We start from the raw sequence: 21,482 nt of genomic DNA, 5'->3' as shown, positions 1-21,482 counted from the left end.
ATGGGGCTGAACGATCTCGGACGGATCGACGAGGTCATCCACGGCCGCATGCGGCTGGGGATCATGGTCTATCTGGCCGACGCCGAGGTCGCTGACTTCACCGAGCTGAAGACGGTGCTGGAGGCGACCCAGGGCAATCTTTCTGTCCACATCAAGAAGCTGGAGGAAGCCGGCTATGTCGCCGTCGCCAAGAGCTTCGTGAACAACAAGCCCCTGACCCGGGTCTCGATCACCGACGAGGGCCGTCAGGCCTTCGCCGCCTATCTGGAGGCGTTGGGCGGGCTGATCGGCGGGCGCGGCTGATGGCGGCCGTCGTTGTCGATCCCAAGCACGTCCACGCCTTTGTGGACGAGGCCGCTTTCGAGGCCTGGCTGGCCAGGAACCACGACCGCGAGACCGAGGTCTGGATCCGGATTTACAAGGTGAAGTCCGGCGTGGCCTCGATCACGGTGAAGGAGGCCATCGACGTCTGCCTGTGCTGGGGCTGGATCGACGGGATCAAGAAGAGCTTTGACGAGGCCAGCTTCCTGCAGCGCTACACCCCGCGCGGGAAGAAGAGCGTCTGGAGCCAGGTCAATGTCGACAACGTCGCGCGCCTGACCGAGGCGGGGCGGATGACCGGTCACGGCCAGACGCACATCGAGGCGGCCAAGGCCGATGGCCGCTGGGAGGCCGCCTATCGCATCAAGGGTTCGACCCTGCCTGACGATCTTCTGGCGGCGGTCGAGGTCGTGCCCGAGGCGAAGGCCACGCTTGAGAGCCTCAGCGCCCAGAACCGGTTCGCCCTGATCTTCCGGCTTCAGGCCCTGAAGACCGAGGCGGGAAGGCAGAAGGCCATCGCACGGTTCGTCGACATGCTGGCGCGCGGCGAGACCCCTCATCCGCAAGGAAAAGCCCAATGAGCCGCCCCCAGGTCATGGGCATCGTCAACGTCACGCCCGACAGCTTCTCGGACGGCGGGCGGCTGGCGACGGTGGAGGCGGCTGTGGCGCATGCCTTGTCGCTGGTCGAACAGGGCGCGGACATCCTCGACATCGGCGGGGAGAGCACCCGGCCGGGCGCCGAGCCTGTCAATGTCGCCGAGGAGATCGCCCGCACCCTGCCGGTCATCGCGGGCGTCCGCGCGCATTGGGCCGGACCGATCAGCATCGACACTCTGAAGCCCGAGGTGGCCCGCGCGGCGGTCGGCGCCGGGGCGACGATGTGGAACGACGTCTCGGCCCTGAGCTTTTTGCCCGACAGTCTGGCGACGGCGGCGGCCCTGCGTTGCGACATCGTCCTGATGCATATGCAGGGCGAGCCGCGCACCATGCAGGCGGCGCCCGTCTATGACGACGTGGTCGGAGAGGTCGTCGGTTATCTGGCCGGGCGGGCGAAGGCGGCGGTGAAGGCCGGGGTGGCGCGCGAGAAGATCTGGCTGGATCCCGGCATCGGCTTCGGCAAGACCACGGCCCACAACCTGACCCTGACGGCGCGGCTGGAGGCCTTGGTCGAGCTGGGCTATCCGGTGCTCTACGCCGCCAGCCGCAAGCGGACGATCCTCGGCGTCGACGAGACCGCGACCGATCCCGCCGACCGGCTGGGCGGATCGCTGGCTATGATGCTGGAAGGCGCGCGGCGGGGGGCGAGGATGGTCCGCGTCCACGATGTGCGCGAGACGGTTCAGGCCTTGAAGCTGTGGTCGGCCGTCAGCTCGGCAGGTTGATCTGCCACGACACCCCGAACCGGTCCTGCACCCAGGCGAACCGTTTCGAGAAGCCATAGTTTCCGGCCGGCATCATCGTCTTGCCGCCTGCGCCGAGCGCCTCGGCCAAGGCGTCGACATCGGTTTCAGCCTCCACCGTCAGGAAGGTCGAGGTGGACGGGGTGAAGGTGAAGTCGTGCATCGGCGGGGAATCATTGGCCATGATCTCCAGCCCGGCGATCGTCAGTCGCGCCATGGCCACCTTGCCGTCCGGTCCCTTGTGCAGGGCGGCGATGGCGGCGCCGGGAATGGCGTCAGCGTAGAAGGTCAGGGCCTCCTCGCAATCGCCCTGGAACATCAGGAAGGGGGCGGCGGCGGTGATCATGGGTCAGCTCCGGTTGGCGTCGGCGACGGCCGAGAGGTTGTCGAGGATCATGGACCAGCCGGCGGCCGACCGGTCGGCGTAAGCGGCCCAGGCGGGGGCGAGGTCGTGGCTGAGGACGACGACGCAGCCGTCTCCCTCGGCGGCGAAGGCCACGGTGACACGCGTCGGCTCCTCCGGAGCCTCATCGACCCAGAAATTGAAGACGATGCGGTTGGGTCTTTCGATCTCTACGAACCGGCCGAAGTGGCGGGCAAGGTCTTCGCCGCGCCGCTCGAAGATGGCGAAGGCGCCGCCGACGACGGGGTCATAGTCGGTATTCTCCATCACGCCCTCGGGCGTATGGAATAGCCACAGGCCGACGGTCGCCGGATCGAGAAAGGCGTCGAAGACCCGCTCCGGCGAATGACGGAAGCGCTTCTCGACGTGCACCTCGACCGGCGTGCTCATTCGCTCCAGCCTTCCGCGTGATGGTCGGGATGGCGATCCACGACGAAGCGCGGCTCGATTCCGTACTCGAGCCAGATCTTGGCGCCGCCGAGAACCAGGGCGAAGCCGCCGGTGGAATCCAGAGCTTTGGCGACCCCCTCGGCGTCGTCCGTGAAGCCCCGGTTCTCGACCGTGACCCAGGTGTGGTCTCCGCGCGCTTCGAACAGCCATTCGACCTCGGTCGGGGTGGAGCGGTTGTCCCAATCGATCAGGATGCGACGGTCGGTCTCGACGGCCTTCACGATCACCTCGGTCGAGGCGCCGTACATGGCCCACGTCCAGTCAACCGCGGCGCCGGGCTCAAGCGCGCCGGTGCTGTCGGTGAACCAGAAGCGAGTGGTTACCGCCGGATCGGCGAAGGCCCGAAACACCTCTGCGACCGGGCGGCGGATCAACATACCGGCGCTGGCGATCGGCGCGGTCATGCGGTGCGCCAGTCGTTGGAGTAAGGCTTGTCGTCGCCCGCCTTCGGGTTCTCCAGTCGTGCCTGATAGGCGTCGCGCAGGGCGAACCAGCGGTCCCAGCTCCACGGATGGCGCACGCCTTTGATGGCGTCTTCCAGCCCTTCCATATGGTGCTGCCAGCCGGCGAGGACGTTCTTTCGCCCGCTCTCCCAGGTCGAGGGTACGCGGTGGGCGAGTATCAGGTGGGTGCCGTCGCCGTCGGGCTCCAGCCGCCAGGAGACGACCGAGTCCGGGTTGCTGCCGAAGGTGTGCTCGAACAGGGTGTAGGGCCGCACGGTCAGGACCTCGTTCAACTGGCGGCGCTTCTCCGGCACGTCGGGCATGAAGTCGTTGTCGGGCTGGCGGAAGTTCAGCTCCATCCTGCCACCCGGGACGGTCTCCATGTCCGCCTCGGCCAGCCAGCAGGCGAGGCCTTCCGGCGTGGTCAGGGCCTTCCAGACCCGCTCGGGCGAATGGCGCAGGCGGCGCTCGAAGCCGATGATCCAGCCGTCGCCGTCCTCGCGGATCGTGCCGCCGTCGGGGCCGGGAAGCGTTTCAACGAGAGTATCAGTCATTGCGGAAACTCCTTGTCCAGGTGCGCTTCGAGGGCGTCGAGCTTGTCGGTCCAGAAGCGGCGGTAGGGGGCGAGCCAGGCGTCCAGCTCGGCCAGGGGGGCGGGGTTGAGGCGATAAAGGCGGCGGTTGGCGTCCTTGCGCACGGTCACCAGTCCGGCGGCGCGCAGCACGCCGAGGTGTTTCGACACCGCCGGCTGGCTGATCGGCAGGGCGGCGACGAAGTCCCCGGCGGGACGTTCGCCGTCGCGCAACAGCCCCATGATGGCCATGCGGTTCGGTTCGGACAGGGCGAGAAGGGCGTCGTGCATGTGAATAGCTAATCAGCTATATAGCCATAATGCAATATATGATTTTCTTGCCCTTGGTCTGGGGCTGACGCATCAGGACGGCATGACCGCCGAATCCTTCCAAAAGCCCGCCCAAGCAGGACCGGGGCGCGTCCTGATCATCGCCGGCTCGGACTCGGGCGGCGGGGCCGGGATCCAGGCCGACATCAAGGCCGTGACCATGCTGGGCGCCTATGCGGCGACCGCCATCACGGCCATCACGGTCCAGAATACGCTGGGGGTGACGGGGGTTTTCCCCCTGCCGCTCGATCTGATCGAACAGCAGGCGCGGGCGGTGCTGGACGACATCGGCGCCGATGCGATCAAGACCGGTATGCTGGGCACGGCCGAGACGGTCGAACGCGTCGCCGCCATCCTCGATACGTCGGCCGCCGCCGTGGTCGTCGATCCGGTCATGGTGGCCAAGGGCGGGGCCTCGCTGCTGGCCAATGACGCGGTCGAGGCCGTGAAGTCGCTGATGATCCCGCGCGCGACCCTGCTGACCCCCAATGCGCCGGAGGCCGAGGCCCTGACCGGGCTGACGGTCACCGATCTGGACGGCCAGCGCCGCGCCGGCGAGGCTCTGCTGGCCATGGGGTCGAAGGCCGTGCTGATGAAGGGCGGCCACGTCGATGGGCCGACGGTGATCGACGTCCTGATGACCGCGTCCGGCGAGACCTTGCTGGAGGGGCCGCGCATCGACACCAGCTCGACCCACGGCACCGGCTGCACCCTGGCCAGCGCCTGCGCCGCCGGTCTGGCCAAGGGCCTGCCGCTGGAGGTCGCGGTCGCCGAGGCCTGGGCCTATGTCGCCGAGGCCATCCGCCGTGCGCCCGGCCTGGGTCACGGACACGGACCGCTCGATCACGGCTGGCCGGTGAGGGGACGATGAGCGATCTTGAACAACGGCTGATCGAGATCGTCCGCGGCTATCCCGACCTGATGCGGGTCATGACCACGGTCCGCGACCTCGACCTTCCCGACTGGCTGATCTTCTCCGGCTCGGTCTATCAGAGCGTCTGGAACGCGCAGACGGGCCGCGAACCGGGCTACGGCGTCAACGACTTCGATCTCGGCTATTTCGATCCGGACACCAGCTGGGATGCCGAGGACGTGGTCATCAAGCGCGTCGCCGCCGCCTTCGAGGAGCCGCTGCGCAGCCGGGTTGAGGCCCGCAACCAGTGCCGGGTGCCGATCTGGTTCAAGGGCAAGTTCGGCGAGGACTACCCGCCGATCGCCAATACCGCCGAGGCCCTGCCGCGCTTCGTGGCGCCGGCCTTCGCTGTCGGCGTGCGGCTGGAGGCCGATGACAGCATCACCGCCGTCGCCCCCTTCGGTCTGGAGGACGCCTTCGATCTGATCGTTCGCCCCAATCCTGACCGTCCGCTGGCGAAGGATTGGGCGAAGGTCGCGACCAAGATCAGGACCCGCTGGCCCGAGGTGGTGGTGGTCGAGGGCTGACACGATGCGCCAGTGGACTATCGACGCCTTCGCCGACCGACCCTTCATGGGCAATCCGGCCTGTGTGGTCGAGCCGTTCGAGGTCTGGCCCGCCGACGGCTGGATGCAGGCTCTGGCCATGGAGAACAACCAGTCGGAGACGGCCTTCCTGCGCCAGACGGCTGATCCCGCCCGTTTCGGCCTGCGCTGGTTCACCCCGGCGATGGAGGTCGATCTCTGCGGTCATGCGACCCTTGCCTCCGGCGCGGCCCTGATGACCGAGATCGACCCGGAACTGGCGGCCGTCAGCTTCGATACCCGGTCGGGGCGGCTGGGCGTGCGAAAGGTCGCGGGCGGTTTCGAAATGGATCTTCCGGCCGATCCGCCGCGCCGCACTGGTCCCGTCGAGGGGCTGGCAGAGGCCCTGGGCGTCGCGCCGGTCGAGATCTGGGCGGGCCGCTATCTGGTGGCGCTTTTGACCGACGCGGCGGCGGTGCGGGCGTGCGCACCCGACTATAAGGCCCTGGCGCGGTTGCAGGGCGAGGCCGGGGAGGGCGGTCAGGTCGTGATCGCGGCGATGTCGGATCGGGATGACGTTGATGTCGTCGACCGCTTCTTCGGGCCCGGATGCGGCATCGATGAGGATCCCGCGACCGGCTCCGCTCACTGCATTCTCGCGCCCCTCTATGCCGAGCGGCTGGGGCGTCCGGGCGTCCGCTTCCGGCAGGTCTATCCGGGCCGGGGCGCCCTGTTCGAGACCGAGGTCGCGGGCGACCGTGTGCTGATCCGGGGGCAGGCGATCACCGTGATCGAAAGCCGGCTGCGGCTACAGCCCTGACCTCATAGCGAAAGGGCGCGATCCTTTCGGATCGCGCCCTCTGATTCCAGACCGGATGGTCCGGATTAGCCGCGACGGTTATCCCGGTCGTGGCGCTCGTAGCGGATCTGGGCTTCGAGACGGTCGAAGCGACGGTCCAGATCGGCGCGTTCCCAGCTCGACAGGCCACCGCGGCGGTAGTTCGCCTCCAGACGGGCCAGGCTGTTGAACTCGCTGCGCAGGCGGCTGGCTTCACGACGGCTCAGCGAACCGTTGCGGACGCCCTGGTCGATGCGGCGGTCCAGCTGGACCTGGCGCTGGTTGATCGACTGCCAGTTGCCGTAGCCGGTGGAGACGACGGGCGGGCGGTTCGGGCCGTGGTTCGAGCCGTACGGGCCGTGATAGGACTGGGCGGCGGCGGGGATGGCGGCGGCCGACGTGGCGGCCAGAACCAGGGCGGGGACAATCATCTTCTTGAACATCGGATCACTCCTCGGTGTTTCTGTTCGTCGGGGGCCGGGGTGGCCAGCGATGACTGCAGATAACCACCCCCCGGCTGAGCCCGACCTGAACAGCCCTGGTCAGGTTCGGTTCATGTGCATGACAAATGCGCAAGACGGACTTTGGTGGGATGCGCGAACCCCTTCGACATCGCGGAAAACCGCCTTACAGTGCCGTTCAGGCCTCGTTCAGGGCCATTGACGCATAACGCCTTCATCATGACCCGCGCTCTCGCCATCACCCTGGCTCTTCTTGTCGCCGCCGCGCCCTTCAGCGTTGCGTCCGCGCAGGACCGTGGCCATCGCGGCGACGACCGTGGCCCGCGTCAGGAGCAGTCGCGCGATCAGGGCCGGGAAGGCCGTCAGATCAGCGAGGCCCAGGCCCAGTCCATCGCCCAGTCCCGCGCGCGCGGCGCCCGCTTCGTTGGCTCTCGCGGGATGCAGGGCGGCTCCTATGTCTTCGTCTTCGATGACAATGGGCGGATCTTCCAGATCTCCGTCTCGGCCAGCGGAAATTGAACGTAAGGCTTTCGGGAGCTAACTGAATGCGCATTCTTCTGGTCGAGGACGACGTCGATCTGTCGCGTCAGCTGAAGCAGGCTCTTGGCGACGCCGGCTATGCGGTCGATCACGCCGCCGACGGCGAAGAGGCCCACTTCCTCGGCGACACCGAACCCTATGACGTCGTGGTGCTGGACCTCGGCCTGCCCAAGATCGACGGCGTCTCGGTGCTCGAGCGCTGGCGCCGTGACGGCAAGACCACCCCGGTGCTGATCCTGACGGCGCGCGGCGCCTGGTCGGACAAGGTGTCGGGCTTCGACGCCGGCGCCGACGACTATTTGACCAAGCCCTTCCACACTGAGGAACTACTGGCGCGTCTGCGCGCCCTGCTGCGCCGCTCGGCGGGCATCGCCTCGGCGACCCTGTCGTGCGGCGGCCTGCGTCTGGACCCGCGCGCGGCCCGGGCCACCGTCAACGGCGAGCCCCTGCGCCTGACCTCGCTGGAGTACCGCCTGCTGCACTATATGATGATGCATCAGGGTCGGGTCATCAGCCGGACCGAGCTGGTCGAGCACCTCTACGATCAGGACTTCGACCGCGATTCCAACACCATCGAGGTCTTCATCGGCCGGGTGCGCAAGAAGGTCGGGTCTGACCGGATCGAGACCGTGCGCGGCCTCGGCTATCGCCTGACGCCGCTTGCCGGCGAATCCGAAGCGGCGTGAGCGAAACGCCTGCTGAACCCTCCGTAGAGCCCTCGAAGCCGTCGATCTTCGAGGACTGGGGCCGCTGGTTCGGCCGCCCCGGCCGCAGCCTGACGCGTCGTCTGATCCTGCTGGCCTGCGGCTGGATTGCGCTTGCCCTGATCCTGACCGGCGGGGTCCTGACCAGCCAATATCAGGAAAGCGCCCTGCGCCGGCTCGGCTATATGCTGGGCGACACCATCGATGAAGTTGTGCTGGCCACGACCGCCACACCCGGCGGCGGTGTTCATGTCGACGAAATCAAGGACGCCCCCACGCTCCGGGGCCTGTCCGGCAAATACTGGATGATCGCCGAGTTCGACGAACAGGGCGGCCTGCGCGTCGTCGAGCGGTCGCCTTCGCTGGCGGGCGAGACCCTGTTCATCGACCCCGAACTGCCGTCGCGGCTGAAGTCCGAGTTCGGCATCCTGATCACCTACAACGATCTGAACGGGGTGTTGCGGCCGTCGCACAGCCAGCCGCTGCGGGTCGCGGCCAGTCTGAAGTCGATCCCCGACCGCGCCGCGCCCCTGGTCTTCATGGCCGGCATTGACCGGTCCGACATCGACCTCGATACGCGCCAGTTCGCCACCTTCACCTGGACGGCGTTGCTTATCCTCGGCCTCGGGCTGGTGATCGCTGTCTTCCTGCAGGTCCAGATCGGCCTGCGCCCCCTGTTCGGGCTCAGGAACGAGATCGCCAATGTCCGCAAGGGCAAGGCGGCGCGCATCGAACGCTCCTACCCCGTTGAAATCGCGCCCCTGGCTGAGCAGGTAAACCAGCTTCTGGATCACAATCAGGAGGTCGTGGAGCGTCAGCGGACCCACGTCGGCAACCTGGCTCACGCCCTGAAGACCCCGCTGTCGGTGATGCTGGCCGAGGCCTCGGACCCCCAGAGCGACCGCGACAGGCTCGGCGACCTCGTGCGTCGCCAGACCGAGGTGATGAAGGGCCAGGTCGATCACCATCTGCGCCGCGCTCGCGCCGCCGCCCGCGCCGCCCATGGCCTGGGCGAACGCACCCCCGTGGGCGAGGTCATCGACGAACTGGCGGTGATGCTGGAGCGAGTCTTCCAGTCCAAGGACGTCGAGATCGACTGGCGTGCGCCCGACGAACTGGGCTTCCTCGGCGAGCGTCAGGACCTGCAGGAAATCCTCGGCAACCTGATCGAGAACGCCTGCAAATGGTGCAAGCGCCGGGTCCGGGTCTCGGCCGGTCCCAGCGGTCTGGGCCAGATGATCGTGGTGGTCGAGGACGACGGCCCCGGCCTGCCCGAGGACCAGCGCGAGACGGCCATGAAGCGCGGCCAGCGGATGGACGAAGGCGCGCCCGGCTCGGGTCTGGGCCTGTCGATCGTCGACGACCTGACCCGCGCCTACGGCGGCCGGCTGACGTTGTCGTCCAGCGATCTGGGCGGGTTGAAAGCCATCCTTGAGTTGCCCGCGGCTGAGGCCTAACCCGTTAAGGTTCCTACGTAATCCGTTAACCCGCTAACCCTATTCTGGACGCGTACAGGCGTTTACGTGGGGTAGAGGCTGGATGACCGAACTTTCGGTCGCGCATCGCATGGCTCTGGCCCAGGTGGTCGAAGGCGTTCCTGACCGGACGCTGCGCCAGCTGACGCTCGCCGTCTCGGGCATGCCGGGCGGCAAGGCGCGCGCGCTCGAAGAGATGCTGGCCGCCGAAACCATCGATCGCGTGCGTCGCGCCCGGGGATTCGCCGCCCTGACGCCCCTGTTCCGTCCGCGCGCCGACGGGGTGGAGGCCACCACCTTCCCGCCGGGCGTCCTGCCACGTCTGTGGAAGATCGCCTCGAGCCGCGAACCCAATATCCTGCCGCTGCTGGATGACGACGACGAGCGCGAGGCCGCCCGGACCGCTGCCGTCTGCGCCCGGCTGTGCGCCACGGCCGCGGCCGCCGTGCGCGACCGCCCCGACGACGTCTGGCCCCTGTCGCTCGGCGATCCCGCCGCACGGGAACAGGGGCTGGAGGATCTGGCCCATTGCTGTGACTTCGGCGGACTGGTCTATCGCGCCCTGCCGTCGCTCCAGGCCTGGGTTGGCCGCCCGGACGGAGACCAGGTCGCCGAGTTGAGGCTTCTGGTTCGCGACGCTTCCGAAATGTTGCCGGACGGCGCAGAGCGGCTGATGGACATTCTGTTCGCCCACCTGGCCGACGCCTCGCTGATCCTCAGGCTGATGGTCCACACCTCCACCGCTGCGGCGCGCGGGGCTTTCCTGTCCGAGAGCGAACTGGCGGTCTTCGTCGACCGGCTGGTCGTCGGGATGGAGGCGCGCTGCGCCCGCATCGTCGCCTTCAAGCCCGGGGGCGCGATCGAGGGCCTTTGCGCCGATCTCCAGTGGTGCGCCGACGTCCTGAAAGAGCTCGAAGCCACGGTCCAGGTCGACCGTGAGGGAGACTGGGGCAAGCGGTTGCGCGAGGTGCGCGTCCGCGTCGGCAAGCGGTTGGGCGAACTGCTCAGCGGCGTGAGCAAGCTGGTCGACAAGGCTGTGCCCATGCACAAGGTCCAGACCTCGGGCCGGATGACCCGCAATGCGCCCAATCTGGAGGTCGTGCTGGATCCCGCGATCGTGCAGGCGGCCCATGACGCGGTGAAGATGGTGGGCATGGTCCGCAATCTGGCCGGACCGTTCGGCTGCGAAGCCCAGCGCTCGGCGCTGATCCAGAGCCTGACGGTCCAGTTGAGCAGCTATGCCGACCTGATCATCGAGGACGTCAACGCCGGCGATGCGCCGGACGAGACGGCGGCCATCGACCGGGCCGGTATGGCGGCCGACTTCCTCGAACAGATCGCCGCCTTGACCGAGGCGCGGGCCATCCGCCGCCGTACGGCCGTCGCGGGCGGTCCGGCGACGATGAAACTCTCCGCCTGAATCTGCGGCTCTCTGTGCCTCTCGCCGCCGGTCGTGCGATCCGCTAGACCGGCTCCATGACGGCCTTCTGGATCATGACCGCACTGGCGACTGCGATGGCGGCGCTGCTGGTGCTGACCGGCGCGCGGCGCGGCGTGGACGCCGTGGTCGATGTCGAACCGGACGCGGCGGCGCGTGAGCTGGCCGAGCTGGACCGGTTGAAATCCCGCGGCTTGCTGACCGAAGAGGCCTGGATCGCCGCTCGCGCCGAGGCCGGCCGTCGCCTTCTGGCCACCCGTAGCGGGCCGGTCGAACTGCGCGCCCGGCCAAGTGACCGGCGCTGGGTTCTGGGCGGAGTCGCCCTGACGGCTGTCGCGGCGCTCGGCCTCTACTGGGGAATCGGCAAGCCGGGTTATGGCGACCAGACCTACGACCGCCGCGTCGACGCCTGGGGCGCCTCGGCCGAGCCGCTGGAGGCCGAACAGGTGGCGGCGGTCCTGACCCGCGAGGCGAAGCTGCGCCCCGACGACCGCCAGATCCTGACCATGCTGGGCGCGGCCCGTTTCGCCGCCGAGGACCCGGTCGGCGCGGCCTCGGCCTTCCGTCGGGCCCTGGCCCTGAACCCCGACGATCCCCGCACCTGGTCGCGACTGGGCGAGAGCCTGGTCCGGTCGCAGGACGGGGCGGTCGGCGCCGACGCCGAGGCGGCATTCCGGGAAGCCCTGAGACGCGATCCGGGCCAGTTGGGGGCTCTCTACTTCCTCGGCGACGCGGCCCTGACGCGCGGCGACCGGGCGGGAGCGCTGACGCTCTGGACCCCGTTGATCAAGGCTCTGGACCCGGCCGATCCGCGCCGCGCCGAGCTGGAGAAACGTCTGGCTGCGGGCGGTACAGGCGCGGCCCGATGACCTCTTTCGGCCCCTGCCGCGCCCCGCTATACGGCCGCGAGTTTTCCTCCGCGCGCGGACCCTCCCGGACATGAGCTGGCTTCCCCGATCACCGAAGGCGCGCCGTCGCCTGTGGGTCGTGGCGGCCGTGGCCCCGATCCTCGCCCTCGCCGTCGGCTTGTCCCTGTGGGCGATGAACGACAGCGTGACCTTCTTCTTCACCCCCTCGGAAGTGACCGCCGAAAAGGCTCCGGCCGGCCGCGACATCCGTCTGGGCGGTCTGGTCGAGGCCGGCAGCGTGCAGCGCCACGGCGCCGATGTCAGTTTCGCCGTCACCGACAATATGGCCACGACCCGGGTGATCTATCACGGCGACCTGCCAGACCTGTTCCGCGAAGGGCAGGGGATCGTGGCGCAGGGGGCGTTCCAACCGGACCGCACCTTCGTCGCCCATCAGGTCCTCGCCAAGCACGACGAGAAATACATGCCGCGCGAAGTGGCCGACAAGCTGAAGGCCAAGGGCGAATGGCGTCCGGCGCCCTCCACGGCCTCCACTGGAAACGCCGCCCTGTGATCAGCGAATTCGGCGCCTACGCCCTGATCCTGGCCCTCGTTCTGGCGGTGCTGCAGACCGCCATGGCGACGGCCGGACGCATCCGTCGTTCGCCCGTTCTGGCCGGCGCGGCGCAGGGCGCGGCCATCGCCTCGGCCTGTCTGGTGGCGCTGGCCTTCGCGGCCCTGATCTTCGCCTTCATGACGAGTGACTTCTCGGTCGCCAACGTCGCCAACAACAGCCACACCGACAAGCCGATGCTCTACAAGGTCGCCGGCGCCTGGGGCAGCCATGAGGGCTCTCTGGTCCTGTGGTGTCTCGTCATGACCGGCTTCGGCGCCGCCCTTGCACGGGCGAGCGGCCTGCCGTTCGGGCTCAAGACCTCGGCGGTCGGGGTGCAGGGCGCGCTGGGCAGTCTGTTTCTTGCCTTCGCCGTCTTCACCTCCAATCCGTTCGCCCGTCTGGACCCGGCGCCGTTCCAGGGCGCGTCCCTGAATCCCCTGCTTCAGGACCCGGCGCTCGCCTTCCATCCGCCGCTTCTTTACGCGGGCTATGTCGGCTTCTCGGTGACCTTCTCACTGGCGGTCGCAGCCCTGATCGAAGGCCGCGTCGATCCGGCCTGGGGCCGCTGGGTTCGGCCCTGGGCCCTCGCGTCCTGGGTGCTGCTGACTATCGGCATCACCCTCGGCTCCTTCTGGGCCTATTACGAACTCGGCTGGGGCGGCTGGTGGTTCTGGGACCCGGTCGAGAACGCCAGCTTCATGCCCTGGCTGGCGGGCGCGGCTCTGTTGCACTCGGCGGTGGTCACCGAGCGGCGCGGAGCCTTGGCGGGCTGGACGGTCTTTCTCGCCCTTCTGGCCTTCACCTTCTCCATGCTGGGCGCCTTCCTCGTGCGCTCCGGCGTCCTGACCAGCGTTCACGCCTTCGCCGTCGATCCGGAGCGGGGGCTGATGCTGCTGGGCATTCTCGGCGTCACGGCCGGCGCCGCCTTCGCCCTGTTCGCCTGGCGGGCGCCGAAGCTGACCGGAGGCGGCCTGTTCGCCCCGATCAGCCGTGAAGGCGCGCTGGTGCTCAACAATCTGTTCCTGACGGCGGCGGCGGCTACGGTTCTGCTGGGGACTCTCTATCCCCTGATCCTGCAGGCCGCGACGGGCGCCACCATCTCGGTCGGCCCGCCCTATTTCGCCCTGACCTTCACCCCCCTGATGGTGGTCGCCTTCTTGATCCTGCCCGCCGGGCCGTTGCTGGCGTGGAAGCGCGGCGACCTTAAGGGCGCGGGGCAACGGCTGGCGGTGGCGGCGGGTCTGGCGCTGCTCTGTGCGCTGGCCGGCTGGACGGCGTTCGAGCCCCGCAAGGCGATGGCCGCGGGCGGGATCGCCATCGGCGCCTGGTTGATCCTCGGCGCCTTGGCCGAGGTGGTCGAGCGGGTGCGGCTGTTCCGCGTTCCCCTGGCCGAGGTCGGGCGCCGGGCAAAGGCCCTGCCCCTCGGCGCCTGGGGCATGACCCTGGCCCACGCGGGGCTCGGCCTGTTCGTTCTCGGCGCCGTGATCGAGACCGGCTTCAAGGTCGAGGCCGCCGCGCCTCTGGGTCTCGACGGCAGTGTGACCGCAGGCCGCTACTCCGTGCGGCTGGACGACGTCCGCATCGTCGAGGGGCCCAACTATCTGGCCGAGCAGGGCCATCTGACCGTGACGCCGACCGACGGTGGTCCAGAGCGGACCGTCATCGCCGAGCGCCGCTTCTTCCCCGCCGGCGGCCAGACCACGACCGAGGTCGGGCTCGATTTCCGCGGTCTGGACGACGTCTATGTCGTGCTGGGCGAGCGCCGGTCGACGCCTCAGGCCGCCCGCGCCTGGACCGTTCGGGTCTACTGGAACCCGTGGGCGCGGTTGATCTTCGTCGGGCCTCTGGTCATGGCTCTCGGCGGGGTCCTGTCCCTGCTCGATCGTCGTCTCCGCATCGGAGTCGCGGGACGCAAAAAGGCCGTGGAGAGCGCCGCGTGAGAACCGCCGCGATCGCCTTCGTTTTCGCACTTCTCGCCAGCCCCGTTCTGGCTGAGCCCGCTGCCGCGCCCGACCAGCCGCTGCCATCCCCTCCGCAGGAGGCCCGGGCCCAGGCCCTGTTTCAGGACATTCGCTGCGTCGTCTGCCAGCACGAATCCATCGCCGACAGCCCCGCCGGTATCGCCGCCGACATGCGCCGCCTCGTCCGAGAGGAGATCGCCTCGGGGGCCACGGACGAATCGATCCGCGAGGACCTGGTCCGCCGCTGGGGCGACTACATCCTGTTCAGGCCGCCGGTGAAGGCCGCGACCTGGCTGCTGTGGTTTGGGCCCCTGATGTTGGTGCTCGTCGCGGGTGCGGCCTTCATCGCCCTGTCGTTGCGCAAGAAGCCCGTGACGGCCCCGCTTTCGCCCGATGAGGAACGGCGTCTGGAGGAACTTCTCCACACGGAAGGAGTTCGCCCCGATCCTGACGCAACTTCGTCCCACGACTGACGTCGGGCGCGATCAACGATCCGTTCGGCGGCGTTGTGGCTTCGGCTGGAACGGGCCTATATCTCAACGCGAAACGGTCTCCACACGAGACCGAAAGAGGATCGCAAGACGACGATGCTGAAGCGGAAAGAGTTCATTCTGGGGGCTGCGGCCGGCCTGATCGTTGCGGCGGGCGCCACCGCCGGCGGCGTCATTTCATGGCCCGGCGCGCATGCCGAGACCCGTCCTGGGCAGCTGGTGGCATCGGCGGGGGCAGCGGGCCTCGCCTTCGCCCCGCCGCAGGGCGCGCCCCTCAGCTTCGCCGACATCGTCCAGCAGGTCGCCCCGGCCGTGGTCCAGATCGAGGTCGAGACCCCGGTTGAACGGCCGCAGGGCATTCAGGGCTTCCAGATCCCGGGCCTGCCCGGTCTGGTCATTCCCGGCCCCGGTCAGCAGCAACAGCAGGCCGAGCCTGATGCCGAGCCGCAACTGGCCCAGGGCGCCGGCTCCGGCTTCTTCATCTCGCGTGACGGCTATATCGTCACCAACAACCACGTCGTAGCCAACGCCAAGTCGATCAAGGTCAAGATGACCGACGGCCGGACGCTGGACGCCACCCTGGTCGGTCGCGACGAAAGTACCGACCTCGCCGTGATCAAGGTCGACGGTTCGGACTTCAATTTCGTGAGCTTCGAGGAACAGGCCGATCCGCGCGTCGGCGACTGGGTCGTGGCGGTCGGCAATCCGTTCGGTCTCGGCGGCACGGCGACGGCCGGCATCGTTTCGGCCCGCGGCCGCGACCTGCAGGACCGCTCCAGCGCCTATGTCGACTATCTGCAGATCGACGCCGCCATCAACCGGGGCAACTCGGGCGGCCCGACCTTCGACATCTACGGCCGCGTCATCGGCGTGAACTCGGCGATCTTCTCGCCGACCGGCGGCTCGGTCGGCATCGGCTTCGCCATCCCGGCGGCCACGGCCAAGAGCGTCACCGACCAACTGATCCGCAGCGGCGCCATCGAGCGTGGCTATATCGGTGTCCAAATCAGCAACCTGTCCGACGATCTCAAGGCCGCGGTCGGTCTGCCGGCCGACGCCAAGGGGGCGATGGTCCAGGCCGTCACTGAGGGCGGACCCGCCGAGCGCGGCGGCGTGCGTGAAGGCGACGTGATCATTTCGGTCAATGGGCAGGCGGTCGAGACCAGCAATGCCCTGACCCGCGCCGTCGGCGCCGTCTCGGTGGGCAGCGATCTGCGCATCGAGCTGTTCCGTGACGGCCGTCGTCAGACGGTGACGGTCAAATCGGCCAAGCGTCCGTCCGAATCGGAGCTTTATCCCGAGGACGATGAAGGCAATCCGCGCGCGCCGACGCCGGGGCCGACCGCACCATCCGGCCTGACGGTCGAGGGTATCAACCTCTCGCCCCTGACCCCTGCGCTGAAGCGTCGCTATTCCCTCGCCGATGACGTCACCACGGGTCTGGTGGTCACTGAGGTGGCGCCGCGCTCCAAGGCCGGCGAGCTCGGCATGCCCGCCGGCACGGTGATCACCAAGGCCTTCGGCCGCAACGTGAACACCCCGCAGGACTTCAAGGCCGCAGTCGACGCCGCCCGCGCCGCCGGCCGCACCCACGTGCTTCTGACCGTGGTTGTGAGCGGCTCGTCGCGCCTCGTGCCCCTGGAACTGTCCAAGGGTGAATAAGGCTTAACTGACAGGATCGTCACGGATGCGCTAACGTCCGTGACGATTCTGAATTCAGGAGGGCTTCATGCGTGTTCTGGTGGTCGAGGATGACGCCGAGGCGGCGACCGCGATGGTTCGCGGCCTGACCGAGGCCGGGCACGAGGTGTCCCACGCCATCGACGGCGCCTATGGCCTGCTTGAGGCCCAGCGCGGCGGCTATGACGTCTATGTCGTGGACCGGATGATGCCGCGCCTTGACGGCATCGGCATGGTCGAGACCCTGCGCAAGGACGGCGACCAGACTCCGGTCCTGTTCCTGTCGGCGCTGGGCGAGGTCGAGGACCGGATCACGGGCCTCAAGGCCGGCGGCGACGACTATCTGGTCAAGCCCTATGCCTTCGGCGAGCTGATCGCCCGGGTCGAGGCCCTGGCCCGCCGTCGCGAGACCGGCGGCGTCCAGACCGTGCTCAAGGTCGGCGACCTGGAGATGAACCTGATCGCCCGCACCGTGCATCGCGGAACGACCGAGATCGATCTGCAGCCGCGCGAGTTCCAGCTGCTTGAGTTCCTGATGCGCCACGCCAACCAGTCGGTGACCCGCACCATGCTGCTGGAGAAGGTCTGGGAATATCATTTCGACCCCCAGACCAACGTCATCGACGTCCACATCAGCCGCCTGCGGTCCAAGATCGACAAGGGCTTCGACAAGGCCATGCTGCAGACCGTGCGTGGGGCGGGATACCGGCTGGAGGCGTAAGACGCCTCGATGAAGCTGCCGTCCCTCTTTCGCCGTACGCCCTTTCGGCTGACGCTGCTGTTCCTGGCGCTGTTCGCCGCGGCGGCCAGCGCCATCCTGGCCTATGTCTATTTCGCCTCGGCGTCCGAGGCGCGTGCGCGTTCGCAGAAGGACGTGGTGGTCGAGTTGACGGCGTTGCAGGCCATCTATCGCACGAGAGGCGTCGACGCCCTGAACCAGGCCCTGGTCGAGCGCATCGTGCGGGGCGGGCCCTATCTTTATGTCCTGATCGACGCCAGGGGCGAGCAGATCAGCAGCAACCTGTCGAAATCGCCTGTCGATCCGAAGCAGCCCGCCGCCGCCGGCGAATGGGAGCCCTTCCCCCTGACCTCCACCGACGCCGAAGGCCGCGTCCAGAAGCGTCAGGGCATCGGGCAGGAGGTCCTGCTGTCGGGCAAGGAGCGGCTGTTCGTCGGCGAGGACATCGGCGACATCGAGGAATCCCTGTCGCGCCTGACCCAGGCCTTGTGGATGGCCATGGGCGGGGTGCTACTGCTCGGCGCCACCGGCGGCCTGATCATCAGCCGCAATGTCGAACGGTCGATGGGGCGGTTGAACACTGTCGTGGCGGCTGTTCGCGACGGGGACCTGAAGGCGCGGGCGCAGGTCCGTGCATCGGGCGACGAGTTGGACGAATTGGGTCGCGGCCTGAACGGGATGCTGGACCGGCTGGAGTCCTCGATGGCCTCGATCCGCCACGCCGGCGACGCCATCGCCCACGACCTGCGTTCGCCCCTGACCCGGATGCGGGCCAAGCTGGAGGTCGCGCTGATCGATGCCGAGGCGGGCAAGGTCTCGGGCGTGGAGGCGCTGGAAATCGCCCTGACCGAGGCCGACCACCTGCTCAAGACCTTCAACACCGTCCTCGCCATTGCGCGACTGCAGGCGGGCGGGGCGCCGGACCCACAGGTCTTCGACGCCGCCGACCTGGCCGCCGACATGGCCGAGCTCTATGAGCCCGCCGCCGAGGACAAGGGGCTGGAGTTTTCCGCCGAGATCGAGCGCGGCCTGATGATCGAGGGCAACCAGCCCTTCCTCGCCCAGGCCTTGGCCAACGTCATCGACAACGCCATCAAATACACCCCGACCGGCGGGGCGGTGATGCTGCGCGCGCGTCGGCGGTCATCGGGCGAGATCGAATATTCCGTCACCGACACGGGTCCGGGCGTGCCGGCCGAGGACCGCGAGCGGGTAGTCCAGCGCTTCGTGCGACTCGACAACAGCCGCAGCGAAGCGGGCTCGGGTCTGGGCCTGTCGCTGGTCTCGGCCGTGCTGGAGGCCCACGCCGGGCGGGTCCAGCTGGACGAAGGTCCGGGCGCCTATGGCGGCTTCGGGCCGGGCCTGCGCGTCGCCCTCGTCCTGCAGCCGGCGCCGTGACCGATCCTGTCCTCGGCGACCGCATCGGCCCTTGTGGTCCGGTCGTGGACGCCGCCGCTGCTGCACGCTGGCTGGAGCGGCTCAGGCCCGCGGCGGAGGAGGGCGGCTGGAGCGCCTGTCTGGACCACGCCTGGCCCGCTCTGGCGCCTGTCTTCGCCGCCTCACCCTATCTGGCCGGACTGGCGCGGCGGGCGCCCGAACGGCTGCGCGCGACGCTGGAGACCGTGCCCGAGGCCCGGCTGGAAGCCATTCTCGCCGAGACCCTCGCCCTGACCGGGCCGCCTGACGAGGTCAGGGCGCCGCTGCGGGGATTGAAGGCCGATCTGCACCTGCTGACGGCGCTCGCCGACCTCGGTGGGGTCTGGGACCTGACCGCCGTCACCGCCGCCCTGTCGCGCTTTGCGGACGCGGTGACGCACACCGCCCTGGTCTCGGTCGCGGGCGAACAGCGAGCCAAAGGCAAGCTGATCTCGGCGGCCGACGATCCCGCCGGCCCCGTTCCCGGCCTGTTCGGTCTGGCCATGGGCAAGCACGGCGCCTTCGAGCTGAACTATTCCAGCGACATCGACATCTCGCTCTTCTTCGATCCCGACCGGCTGGCGCCCGCGCTCGCGCCCGGCGTGGAAGCCCAGCCCTTCGTCGACCGTCTGGCCCAGGCGACGGCGACCTTGCTGCAGGAGCGGACCGCGGACGGATACGTCTTCCGTGTCGATCTCAGGCTACGGCCCGACCCCTCCTCGACCCCGCCGGTCGTGGCCGTGCCCATGGCCCTGTCCTATTACGAATCCGTTGGCCAGAACTGGGAGCGGGCCGCCTTCATCAAGGCCCGGGCGATCTGCGGTGACCCGGAGGCGGGGGCGGAGTTTCTTGAGGCGCTCGTCCCCTTCGTCTGGCGGCGCAGTCTCGACTATCAGGCCGTGCTCGATATCCAGTCGATCAAGCGCCAGATCCACGCCCACAAGACTGGAGACGGCCTGGTCGCCATGGGCGCCAATCTGAAACTGGGCCGGGGCGGCATCCGCGAGATCGAATTCTACGCCCAGACCCAGCAGTTGATCCTCGGCGGTCGCGACAAATCCCTGCGCGCGCGCCGCACCGACGAGGCCCTGGCGGCGCTGGCGGCGGCGGGACATATCCCGACCGAGGTCGCCGTCGACCTGACCGCCGCCTATGCCGAGCTCAGGGCCCTGGAGCACCGGGTCCAGATGCTGGACGACGAACAAACCCACACCCTGCCGGTCGACGCCGACCGCCGCATCGCCGTGGCGGCCCTGTCCGGAGAGACCAGCCTGGCCGAGTTCGACCGTGGTGTGGAGGTCTTGCTGCTGGGCGTGAACCGCACCTATGGCCAGCTGTTTGAGGGGGAAGAGGACCTGTCGTCCCCTTGGGGCAGTCTGGTCTTCACTGGCGTCGACAACGATCCGGAGACGCTGGAGACCCTTAAGCGCATGGGCTTTTCCGAGCGCGCCACCGTCGCCGACACGATCCGCAGCTGGCACCACGGCCGCATCCCGGCGACGCGGTCGGCGCGCGGGCGCGAGCTGTTCACCCGGCTGGCGCCGCGCCTCCTGACCGCTGTGGCCCGGACCGGTTCGCCGGACGCCGCCTTCAAGCGGTTCGCGGTCTTCTTCTCGGCCATGAATTCCGGAGTTCAGGTCCAGGCCCTGTTTCTGAACCAGCCCGAGCTGTTCGGCCTGATCGTCGGGGTGATGGCCTTCGCGCCTCGGCTGGCGCGGACGCTGGGCCGCTATCCGGCGGCGCTCGACTCCATGCTGGACGCCCGGTTCCAGATCCCGGTCGGGCCCAACACCGGCCTGTTTGCCCAGATGGAGGCCGAGGCGCGCGAGGCGGGGGATTTCGAGGGGGCGATGAACGTGGTGCGCCGCCTGCACCGCGAACAGGCCTTCCGTATCGGCATCCAGACCCTGACAGGGCGGGTCGGCCCGGGCGCGGCGGGGCGCGCTTTCACCAATCTGGCCGATGCGGTCATGGGAACGCTGGCCGAGGCGGCGCTGGTCGAGACCGTGCGGATGGGCGGGGCGATGTCGGGCGCGGTCGCGGTCATCGCGCTGGGCAAGGCGGGATCGCGCGAGATGACGGCGGGTTCCGACCTCGACCTGATGACCGTGTATGAGGCGCCGCCCGAGGCCGTTTCCGAGGGCAAGGGCTGGACCGCCGACGTCTTCAACGTCCGCTTCACCCAGAAGCTGATCACGGCCCTGTCCACCCATACCGCCGAGGGCGGTCTCTATGAGGTCGACATGCGCCTGCGGCCCTCGGGCTCCAAGGGGCCGGTGTCGGTCCGGCTCTCGGCCTTCGAGGAGTATTACGCCGCCGAGGCTGACACCTGGGAGTTCATGGCCCTGACCCGCGCCCGGGTGGCTTGGGCGAGCGACGAGGGTTTCGGTCGGCGGGTGACCGAGGCCATCGAGGCGGCGCTGCGCCGCCCGCGCCCCGGCGTTGACGTGGCCCGCGACATTCGCAGCATGCGCGACCTGATGGACCGGGAGCGGCGGGCACAGGGGTTCTGGGACCTGAAGCTGTCGCGCGGCGGTCTGGTCGACGCCGAGTTCGTGGGCCAGTTCCGTCAGCTGACGGCGGCGCCGCAGGGCGGTCCCCTGTCGGTCTCGACCGTGGTCCAGCTGGGCGAGGATACGCCCATGGCCGAGGCCTGGCGGCTGCAGCAGCGGATCGGACAGCTGTTCGCCTGCGCCTTCGACGAGCGGCCTGACCCGGAGGAGGAACCCCTGGCCTTCCGCCAGCGTCTGGCCGAGGGGGCGGGGGCGCCCGATTTCGAGACCCTGATGGCGCGGCTGAAAGAAGTTCGGGCCGAGGCGCGCGCGGCCTTCGACAGGGCCCTGCCGCCCGTCAGCGACGGAGAGTCGTCTCCCTCGCGTTGAAGCTTTCGACGGGGGTCATCCGGGCGTTCAGCCCAG

24 protein-coding genes are annotated in these 21,482 nt (G+C 68.8%); 18 read left to right on the top strand and 6 right to left on the bottom strand.

From position 1 onward, the window contains the following. From AC07U0_RS07920 to folP, 3 genes are read left to right on the top strand one after another with little or no spacing between them, the layout of a single operon-like run. Complete coding sequence (locus AC07U0_RS07920; protein ID WP_494719486.1) at window positions 1-303, top strand: winged helix-turn-helix domain-containing protein; 303 nt, start codon at window positions 1-3, stop codon at window positions 301-303. Next, complete coding sequence (locus AC07U0_RS07915; RefSeq protein WP_494719485.1) at window positions 303-902, top strand: YdeI/OmpD-associated family protein; 600 nt, start codon at window positions 303-305, stop codon at window positions 900-902. The genes AC07U0_RS07920 and AC07U0_RS07915 overlap by 1 nt, the downstream gene beginning before the upstream one ends. Next, window positions 899-1,705, top strand: a complete 807-nt coding sequence (gene folP / locus AC07U0_RS07910) for a dihydropteroate synthase (RefSeq protein ID WP_494719484.1) — start codon at window positions 899-901, stop codon at window positions 1,703-1,705. The genes AC07U0_RS07915 and folP overlap by 4 nt, the downstream gene beginning before the upstream one ends. On the opposite strand, the gene AC07U0_RS07905 is transcribed toward folP, so the two are convergent. From AC07U0_RS07905 to AC07U0_RS07885, 5 genes are read right to left on the bottom strand one after another with little or no spacing between them, the layout of a single operon-like run. Next, the gene (locus AC07U0_RS07905; protein WP_494719483.1) at window positions 1,689-2,069 is read right to left on the bottom strand and encodes a VOC family protein; all 381 of its coding nucleotides are present in this window, start codon (window positions 2,067-2,069) and stop codon (window positions 1,689-1,691) included. The genes folP and AC07U0_RS07905 overlap by 17 nt on opposite strands. A 3-nt stretch (window positions 2,070-2,072) precedes the next feature. Next, entirely contained in the window at window positions 2,073-2,516 is a 444-nt protein-coding gene (locus tag AC07U0_RS07900) for an SRPBCC family protein (RefSeq protein WP_494719482.1), read from the bottom strand. Further along, window positions 2,513-2,980 (bottom strand): SRPBCC domain-containing protein, encoded by a 468-nt coding sequence (locus tag AC07U0_RS07895; RefSeq protein ID WP_494719481.1) that lies wholly within the window; start codon window positions 2,978-2,980, stop codon window positions 2,513-2,515. The genes AC07U0_RS07900 and AC07U0_RS07895 overlap by 4 nt, the downstream gene beginning before the upstream one ends. After that, complete coding sequence (locus AC07U0_RS07890) at window positions 2,977-3,573, bottom strand: SRPBCC family protein (RefSeq protein ID WP_494719480.1); 597 nt, start codon at window positions 3,571-3,573, stop codon at window positions 2,977-2,979. The genes AC07U0_RS07895 and AC07U0_RS07890 overlap by 4 nt, the downstream gene beginning before the upstream one ends. Beyond that, entirely contained in the window at window positions 3,570-3,881 is a 312-nt protein-coding gene (locus tag AC07U0_RS07885) for an ArsR/SmtB family transcription factor (protein ID WP_494719479.1), read from the bottom strand. Before AC07U0_RS07885 ends, AC07U0_RS07890 begins: the two co-directional genes overlap by 4 nt. Before the next feature lie 82 nt (window positions 3,882-3,963). Between AC07U0_RS07885 and thiD the strand changes: the two genes are divergently transcribed. From thiD to AC07U0_RS07870, 3 genes are read left to right on the top strand one after another with little or no spacing between them, the layout of a single operon-like run. Beyond that, window positions 3,964-4,791 carry a bifunctional hydroxymethylpyrimidine kinase/phosphomethylpyrimidine kinase gene (gene thiD / locus AC07U0_RS07880; protein ID WP_494719478.1) on the top strand — a complete coding sequence of 276 codons (828 nt, stop codon included), beginning with the start codon at window positions 3,964-3,966 and terminating at the stop codon, window positions 4,789-4,791. Next, window positions 4,788-5,360: a nucleotidyltransferase family protein gene (locus tag AC07U0_RS07875; protein ID WP_494719477.1), complete on the top strand. Its 573-nt coding sequence runs from the start codon at window positions 4,788-4,790 to the stop codon at window positions 5,358-5,360. The genes thiD and AC07U0_RS07875 overlap by 4 nt, the downstream gene beginning before the upstream one ends. 4 nt (window positions 5,361-5,364) lie before the next feature. Continuing rightward, the gene (locus AC07U0_RS07870; protein ID WP_494719476.1) at window positions 5,365-6,177 is read left to right on the top strand and encodes a PhzF family phenazine biosynthesis protein; all 813 of its coding nucleotides are present in this window, start codon (window positions 5,365-5,367) and stop codon (window positions 6,175-6,177) included. A 65-nt stretch (window positions 6,178-6,242) separates the two neighbouring features. On the opposite strand, the gene AC07U0_RS07865 is transcribed toward AC07U0_RS07870, so the two are convergent. After that, a complete protein-coding gene (locus tag AC07U0_RS07865) occupies window positions 6,243-6,638 on the bottom strand; it encodes a hypothetical protein (protein WP_494719475.1) in 396 nt (131 codons plus the stop codon). A 237-nt stretch (window positions 6,639-6,875) separates the two neighbouring features. Here AC07U0_RS07865 and AC07U0_RS07860 point away from each other — a divergent pair, with 237 nt between their 5' ends. From AC07U0_RS07860 to AC07U0_RS07805, 12 genes are all read left to right on the top strand, one after another. After that, window positions 6,876-7,175 (top strand): hypothetical protein, encoded by a 300-nt coding sequence (locus AC07U0_RS07860; RefSeq protein WP_494719474.1) that lies wholly within the window; start codon window positions 6,876-6,878, stop codon window positions 7,173-7,175. A gap of 26 nt (window positions 7,176-7,201) precedes the next feature. Then, window positions 7,202-7,882 (top strand): response regulator transcription factor, encoded by a 681-nt coding sequence (locus tag AC07U0_RS07855; protein ID WP_207870583.1) that lies wholly within the window; start codon window positions 7,202-7,204, stop codon window positions 7,880-7,882. Then, complete coding sequence (locus AC07U0_RS07850; protein WP_494719473.1) at window positions 7,879-9,357, top strand: sensor histidine kinase; 1,479 nt, start codon at window positions 7,879-7,881, stop codon at window positions 9,355-9,357. Before AC07U0_RS07855 ends, AC07U0_RS07850 begins: the two co-directional genes overlap by 4 nt. Before the next feature lie 82 nt (window positions 9,358-9,439). Beyond that, window positions 9,440-10,795: a hypothetical protein gene (locus AC07U0_RS07845; RefSeq protein WP_494719472.1), complete on the top strand. Its 1,356-nt coding sequence runs from the start codon at window positions 9,440-9,442 to the stop codon at window positions 10,793-10,795. Between the two features lie 56 nt (window positions 10,796-10,851). Further along, complete coding sequence (gene ccmI, locus AC07U0_RS07840; RefSeq protein ID WP_494719471.1) at window positions 10,852-11,682, top strand: c-type cytochrome biogenesis protein CcmI; 831 nt, start codon at window positions 10,852-10,854, stop codon at window positions 11,680-11,682. Window positions 11,683-11,752: 70 nt separating this feature from the next. Beyond that, a complete protein-coding gene (gene ccmE, locus AC07U0_RS07835) occupies window positions 11,753-12,235 on the top strand; it encodes a cytochrome c maturation protein CcmE (protein WP_494719470.1) in 483 nt (160 codons plus the stop codon). Then, complete coding sequence (locus AC07U0_RS07830) at window positions 12,232-14,217, top strand: heme lyase CcmF/NrfE family subunit (RefSeq protein WP_494719469.1); 1,986 nt, start codon at window positions 12,232-12,234, stop codon at window positions 14,215-14,217. The genes ccmE and AC07U0_RS07830 overlap by 4 nt, the downstream gene beginning before the upstream one ends. Then, a complete protein-coding gene (locus tag AC07U0_RS07825) occupies window positions 14,214-14,711 on the top strand; it encodes a cytochrome c-type biogenesis protein (RefSeq protein WP_494719468.1) in 498 nt (165 codons plus the stop codon). The genes AC07U0_RS07830 and AC07U0_RS07825 overlap by 4 nt, the downstream gene beginning before the upstream one ends. Window positions 14,712-14,825: 114 nt before the next feature. Further along, window positions 14,826-16,391 carry a Do family serine endopeptidase gene (locus AC07U0_RS07820; RefSeq protein WP_494719467.1) on the top strand — a complete coding sequence of 522 codons (1,566 nt, stop codon included), beginning with the start codon at window positions 14,826-14,828 and terminating at the stop codon, window positions 16,389-16,391. A 67-nt stretch (window positions 16,392-16,458) separates the two neighbouring features. Then, the gene (locus AC07U0_RS07815; RefSeq protein WP_207870588.1) at window positions 16,459-17,130 is read left to right on the top strand and encodes a response regulator transcription factor; all 672 of its coding nucleotides are present in this window, start codon (window positions 16,459-16,461) and stop codon (window positions 17,128-17,130) included. Between the two features lie 9 nt (window positions 17,131-17,139). After that, window positions 17,140-18,546, top strand: coding sequence for a sensor histidine kinase (locus AC07U0_RS07810; protein WP_494719466.1), 1,407 nt, complete (start codon window positions 17,140-17,142; stop codon window positions 18,544-18,546). Continuing rightward, a complete protein-coding gene (locus AC07U0_RS07805; RefSeq protein ID WP_494719465.1) occupies window positions 18,543-21,446 on the top strand; it encodes a bifunctional [glutamine synthetase] adenylyltransferase/[glutamine synthetase]-adenylyl-L-tyrosine phosphorylase in 2,904 nt (967 codons plus the stop codon). Before AC07U0_RS07810 ends, AC07U0_RS07805 begins: the two co-directional genes overlap by 4 nt. Window positions 21,447-21,482: the final 36 nt, after the last annotated feature.

The organism is Brevundimonas sp. GW821-FHT02A10, assembly GCF_059422025.1.
This window is presented reverse-complemented; position numbering and strand designations above follow the sequence as displayed.

Excerpts from the sequence above, each read along its gene's own strand:
- AC07U0_RS07810 (WP_494719466.1), top strand. The coding sequence starts at position 17,140 with ATGAAGCTGCCGTCCCTCTTTCGCCGTACGCCCTTTCGGCTGACGCTG.
- AC07U0_RS07920 (WP_494719486.1), top strand. The coding sequence starts at position 1 with ATGGGGCTGAACGATCTCGGACGGATCGACGAGGTCATCCACGGCCGC.
- ccmE (WP_494719470.1), top strand. The coding sequence starts at position 11,753 with ATGAGCTGGCTTCCCCGATCACCGAAGGCGCGCCGTCGCCTGTGGGTC.
- thiD (WP_494719478.1), top strand. The coding sequence starts at position 3,964 with ATGACCGCCGAATCCTTCCAAAAGCCCGCCCAAGCAGGACCGGGGCGC.
- AC07U0_RS07915 (WP_494719485.1), top strand. The coding sequence starts at position 303 with ATGGCGGCCGTCGTTGTCGATCCCAAGCACGTCCACGCCTTTGTGGAC.
- AC07U0_RS07900 (WP_494719482.1), bottom strand. The coding sequence starts at position 2,516 with ATGAGCACGCCGGTCGAGGTGCACGTCGAGAAGCGCTTCCGTCATTCG.
- AC07U0_RS07905 (WP_494719483.1), bottom strand. The coding sequence starts at position 2,069 with ATGATCACCGCCGCCGCCCCCTTCCTGATGTTCCAGGGCGATTGCGAG.
- AC07U0_RS07855 (WP_207870583.1), top strand. The coding sequence starts at position 7,202 with ATGCGCATTCTTCTGGTCGAGGACGACGTCGATCTGTCGCGTCAGCTG.
- AC07U0_RS07885 (WP_494719479.1), bottom strand. The coding sequence starts at position 3,881 with ATGCACGACGCCCTTCTCGCCCTGTCCGAACCGAACCGCATGGCCATC.
- AC07U0_RS07845 (WP_494719472.1), top strand. The coding sequence starts at position 9,440 with ATGACCGAACTTTCGGTCGCGCATCGCATGGCTCTGGCCCAGGTGGTC.
- AC07U0_RS07815 (WP_207870588.1), top strand. The coding sequence starts at position 16,459 with ATGCGTGTTCTGGTGGTCGAGGATGACGCCGAGGCGGCGACCGCGATG.
- AC07U0_RS07895 (WP_494719481.1), bottom strand. The coding sequence starts at position 2,980 with ATGACCGCGCCGATCGCCAGCGCCGGTATGTTGATCCGCCGCCCGGTC.
- AC07U0_RS07860 (WP_494719474.1), top strand. The coding sequence starts at position 6,876 with ATGACCCGCGCTCTCGCCATCACCCTGGCTCTTCTTGTCGCCGCCGCG.
- ccmI (WP_494719471.1), top strand. The coding sequence starts at position 10,852 with ATGACGGCCTTCTGGATCATGACCGCACTGGCGACTGCGATGGCGGCG.
- AC07U0_RS07865 (WP_494719475.1), bottom strand. The coding sequence starts at position 6,638 with ATGTTCAAGAAGATGATTGTCCCCGCCCTGGTTCTGGCCGCCACGTCG.
- AC07U0_RS07875 (WP_494719477.1), top strand. The coding sequence starts at position 4,788 with ATGAGCGATCTTGAACAACGGCTGATCGAGATCGTCCGCGGCTATCCC.
- folP (WP_494719484.1), top strand. The coding sequence starts at position 899 with ATGAGCCGCCCCCAGGTCATGGGCATCGTCAACGTCACGCCCGACAGC.
- AC07U0_RS07820 (WP_494719467.1), top strand. The coding sequence starts at position 14,826 with ATGCTGAAGCGGAAAGAGTTCATTCTGGGGGCTGCGGCCGGCCTGATC.
- AC07U0_RS07890 (WP_494719480.1), bottom strand. The coding sequence starts at position 3,573 with ATGACTGATACTCTCGTTGAAACGCTTCCCGGCCCCGACGGCGGCACG.
- AC07U0_RS07870 (WP_494719476.1), top strand. The coding sequence starts at position 5,365 with ATGCGCCAGTGGACTATCGACGCCTTCGCCGACCGACCCTTCATGGGC.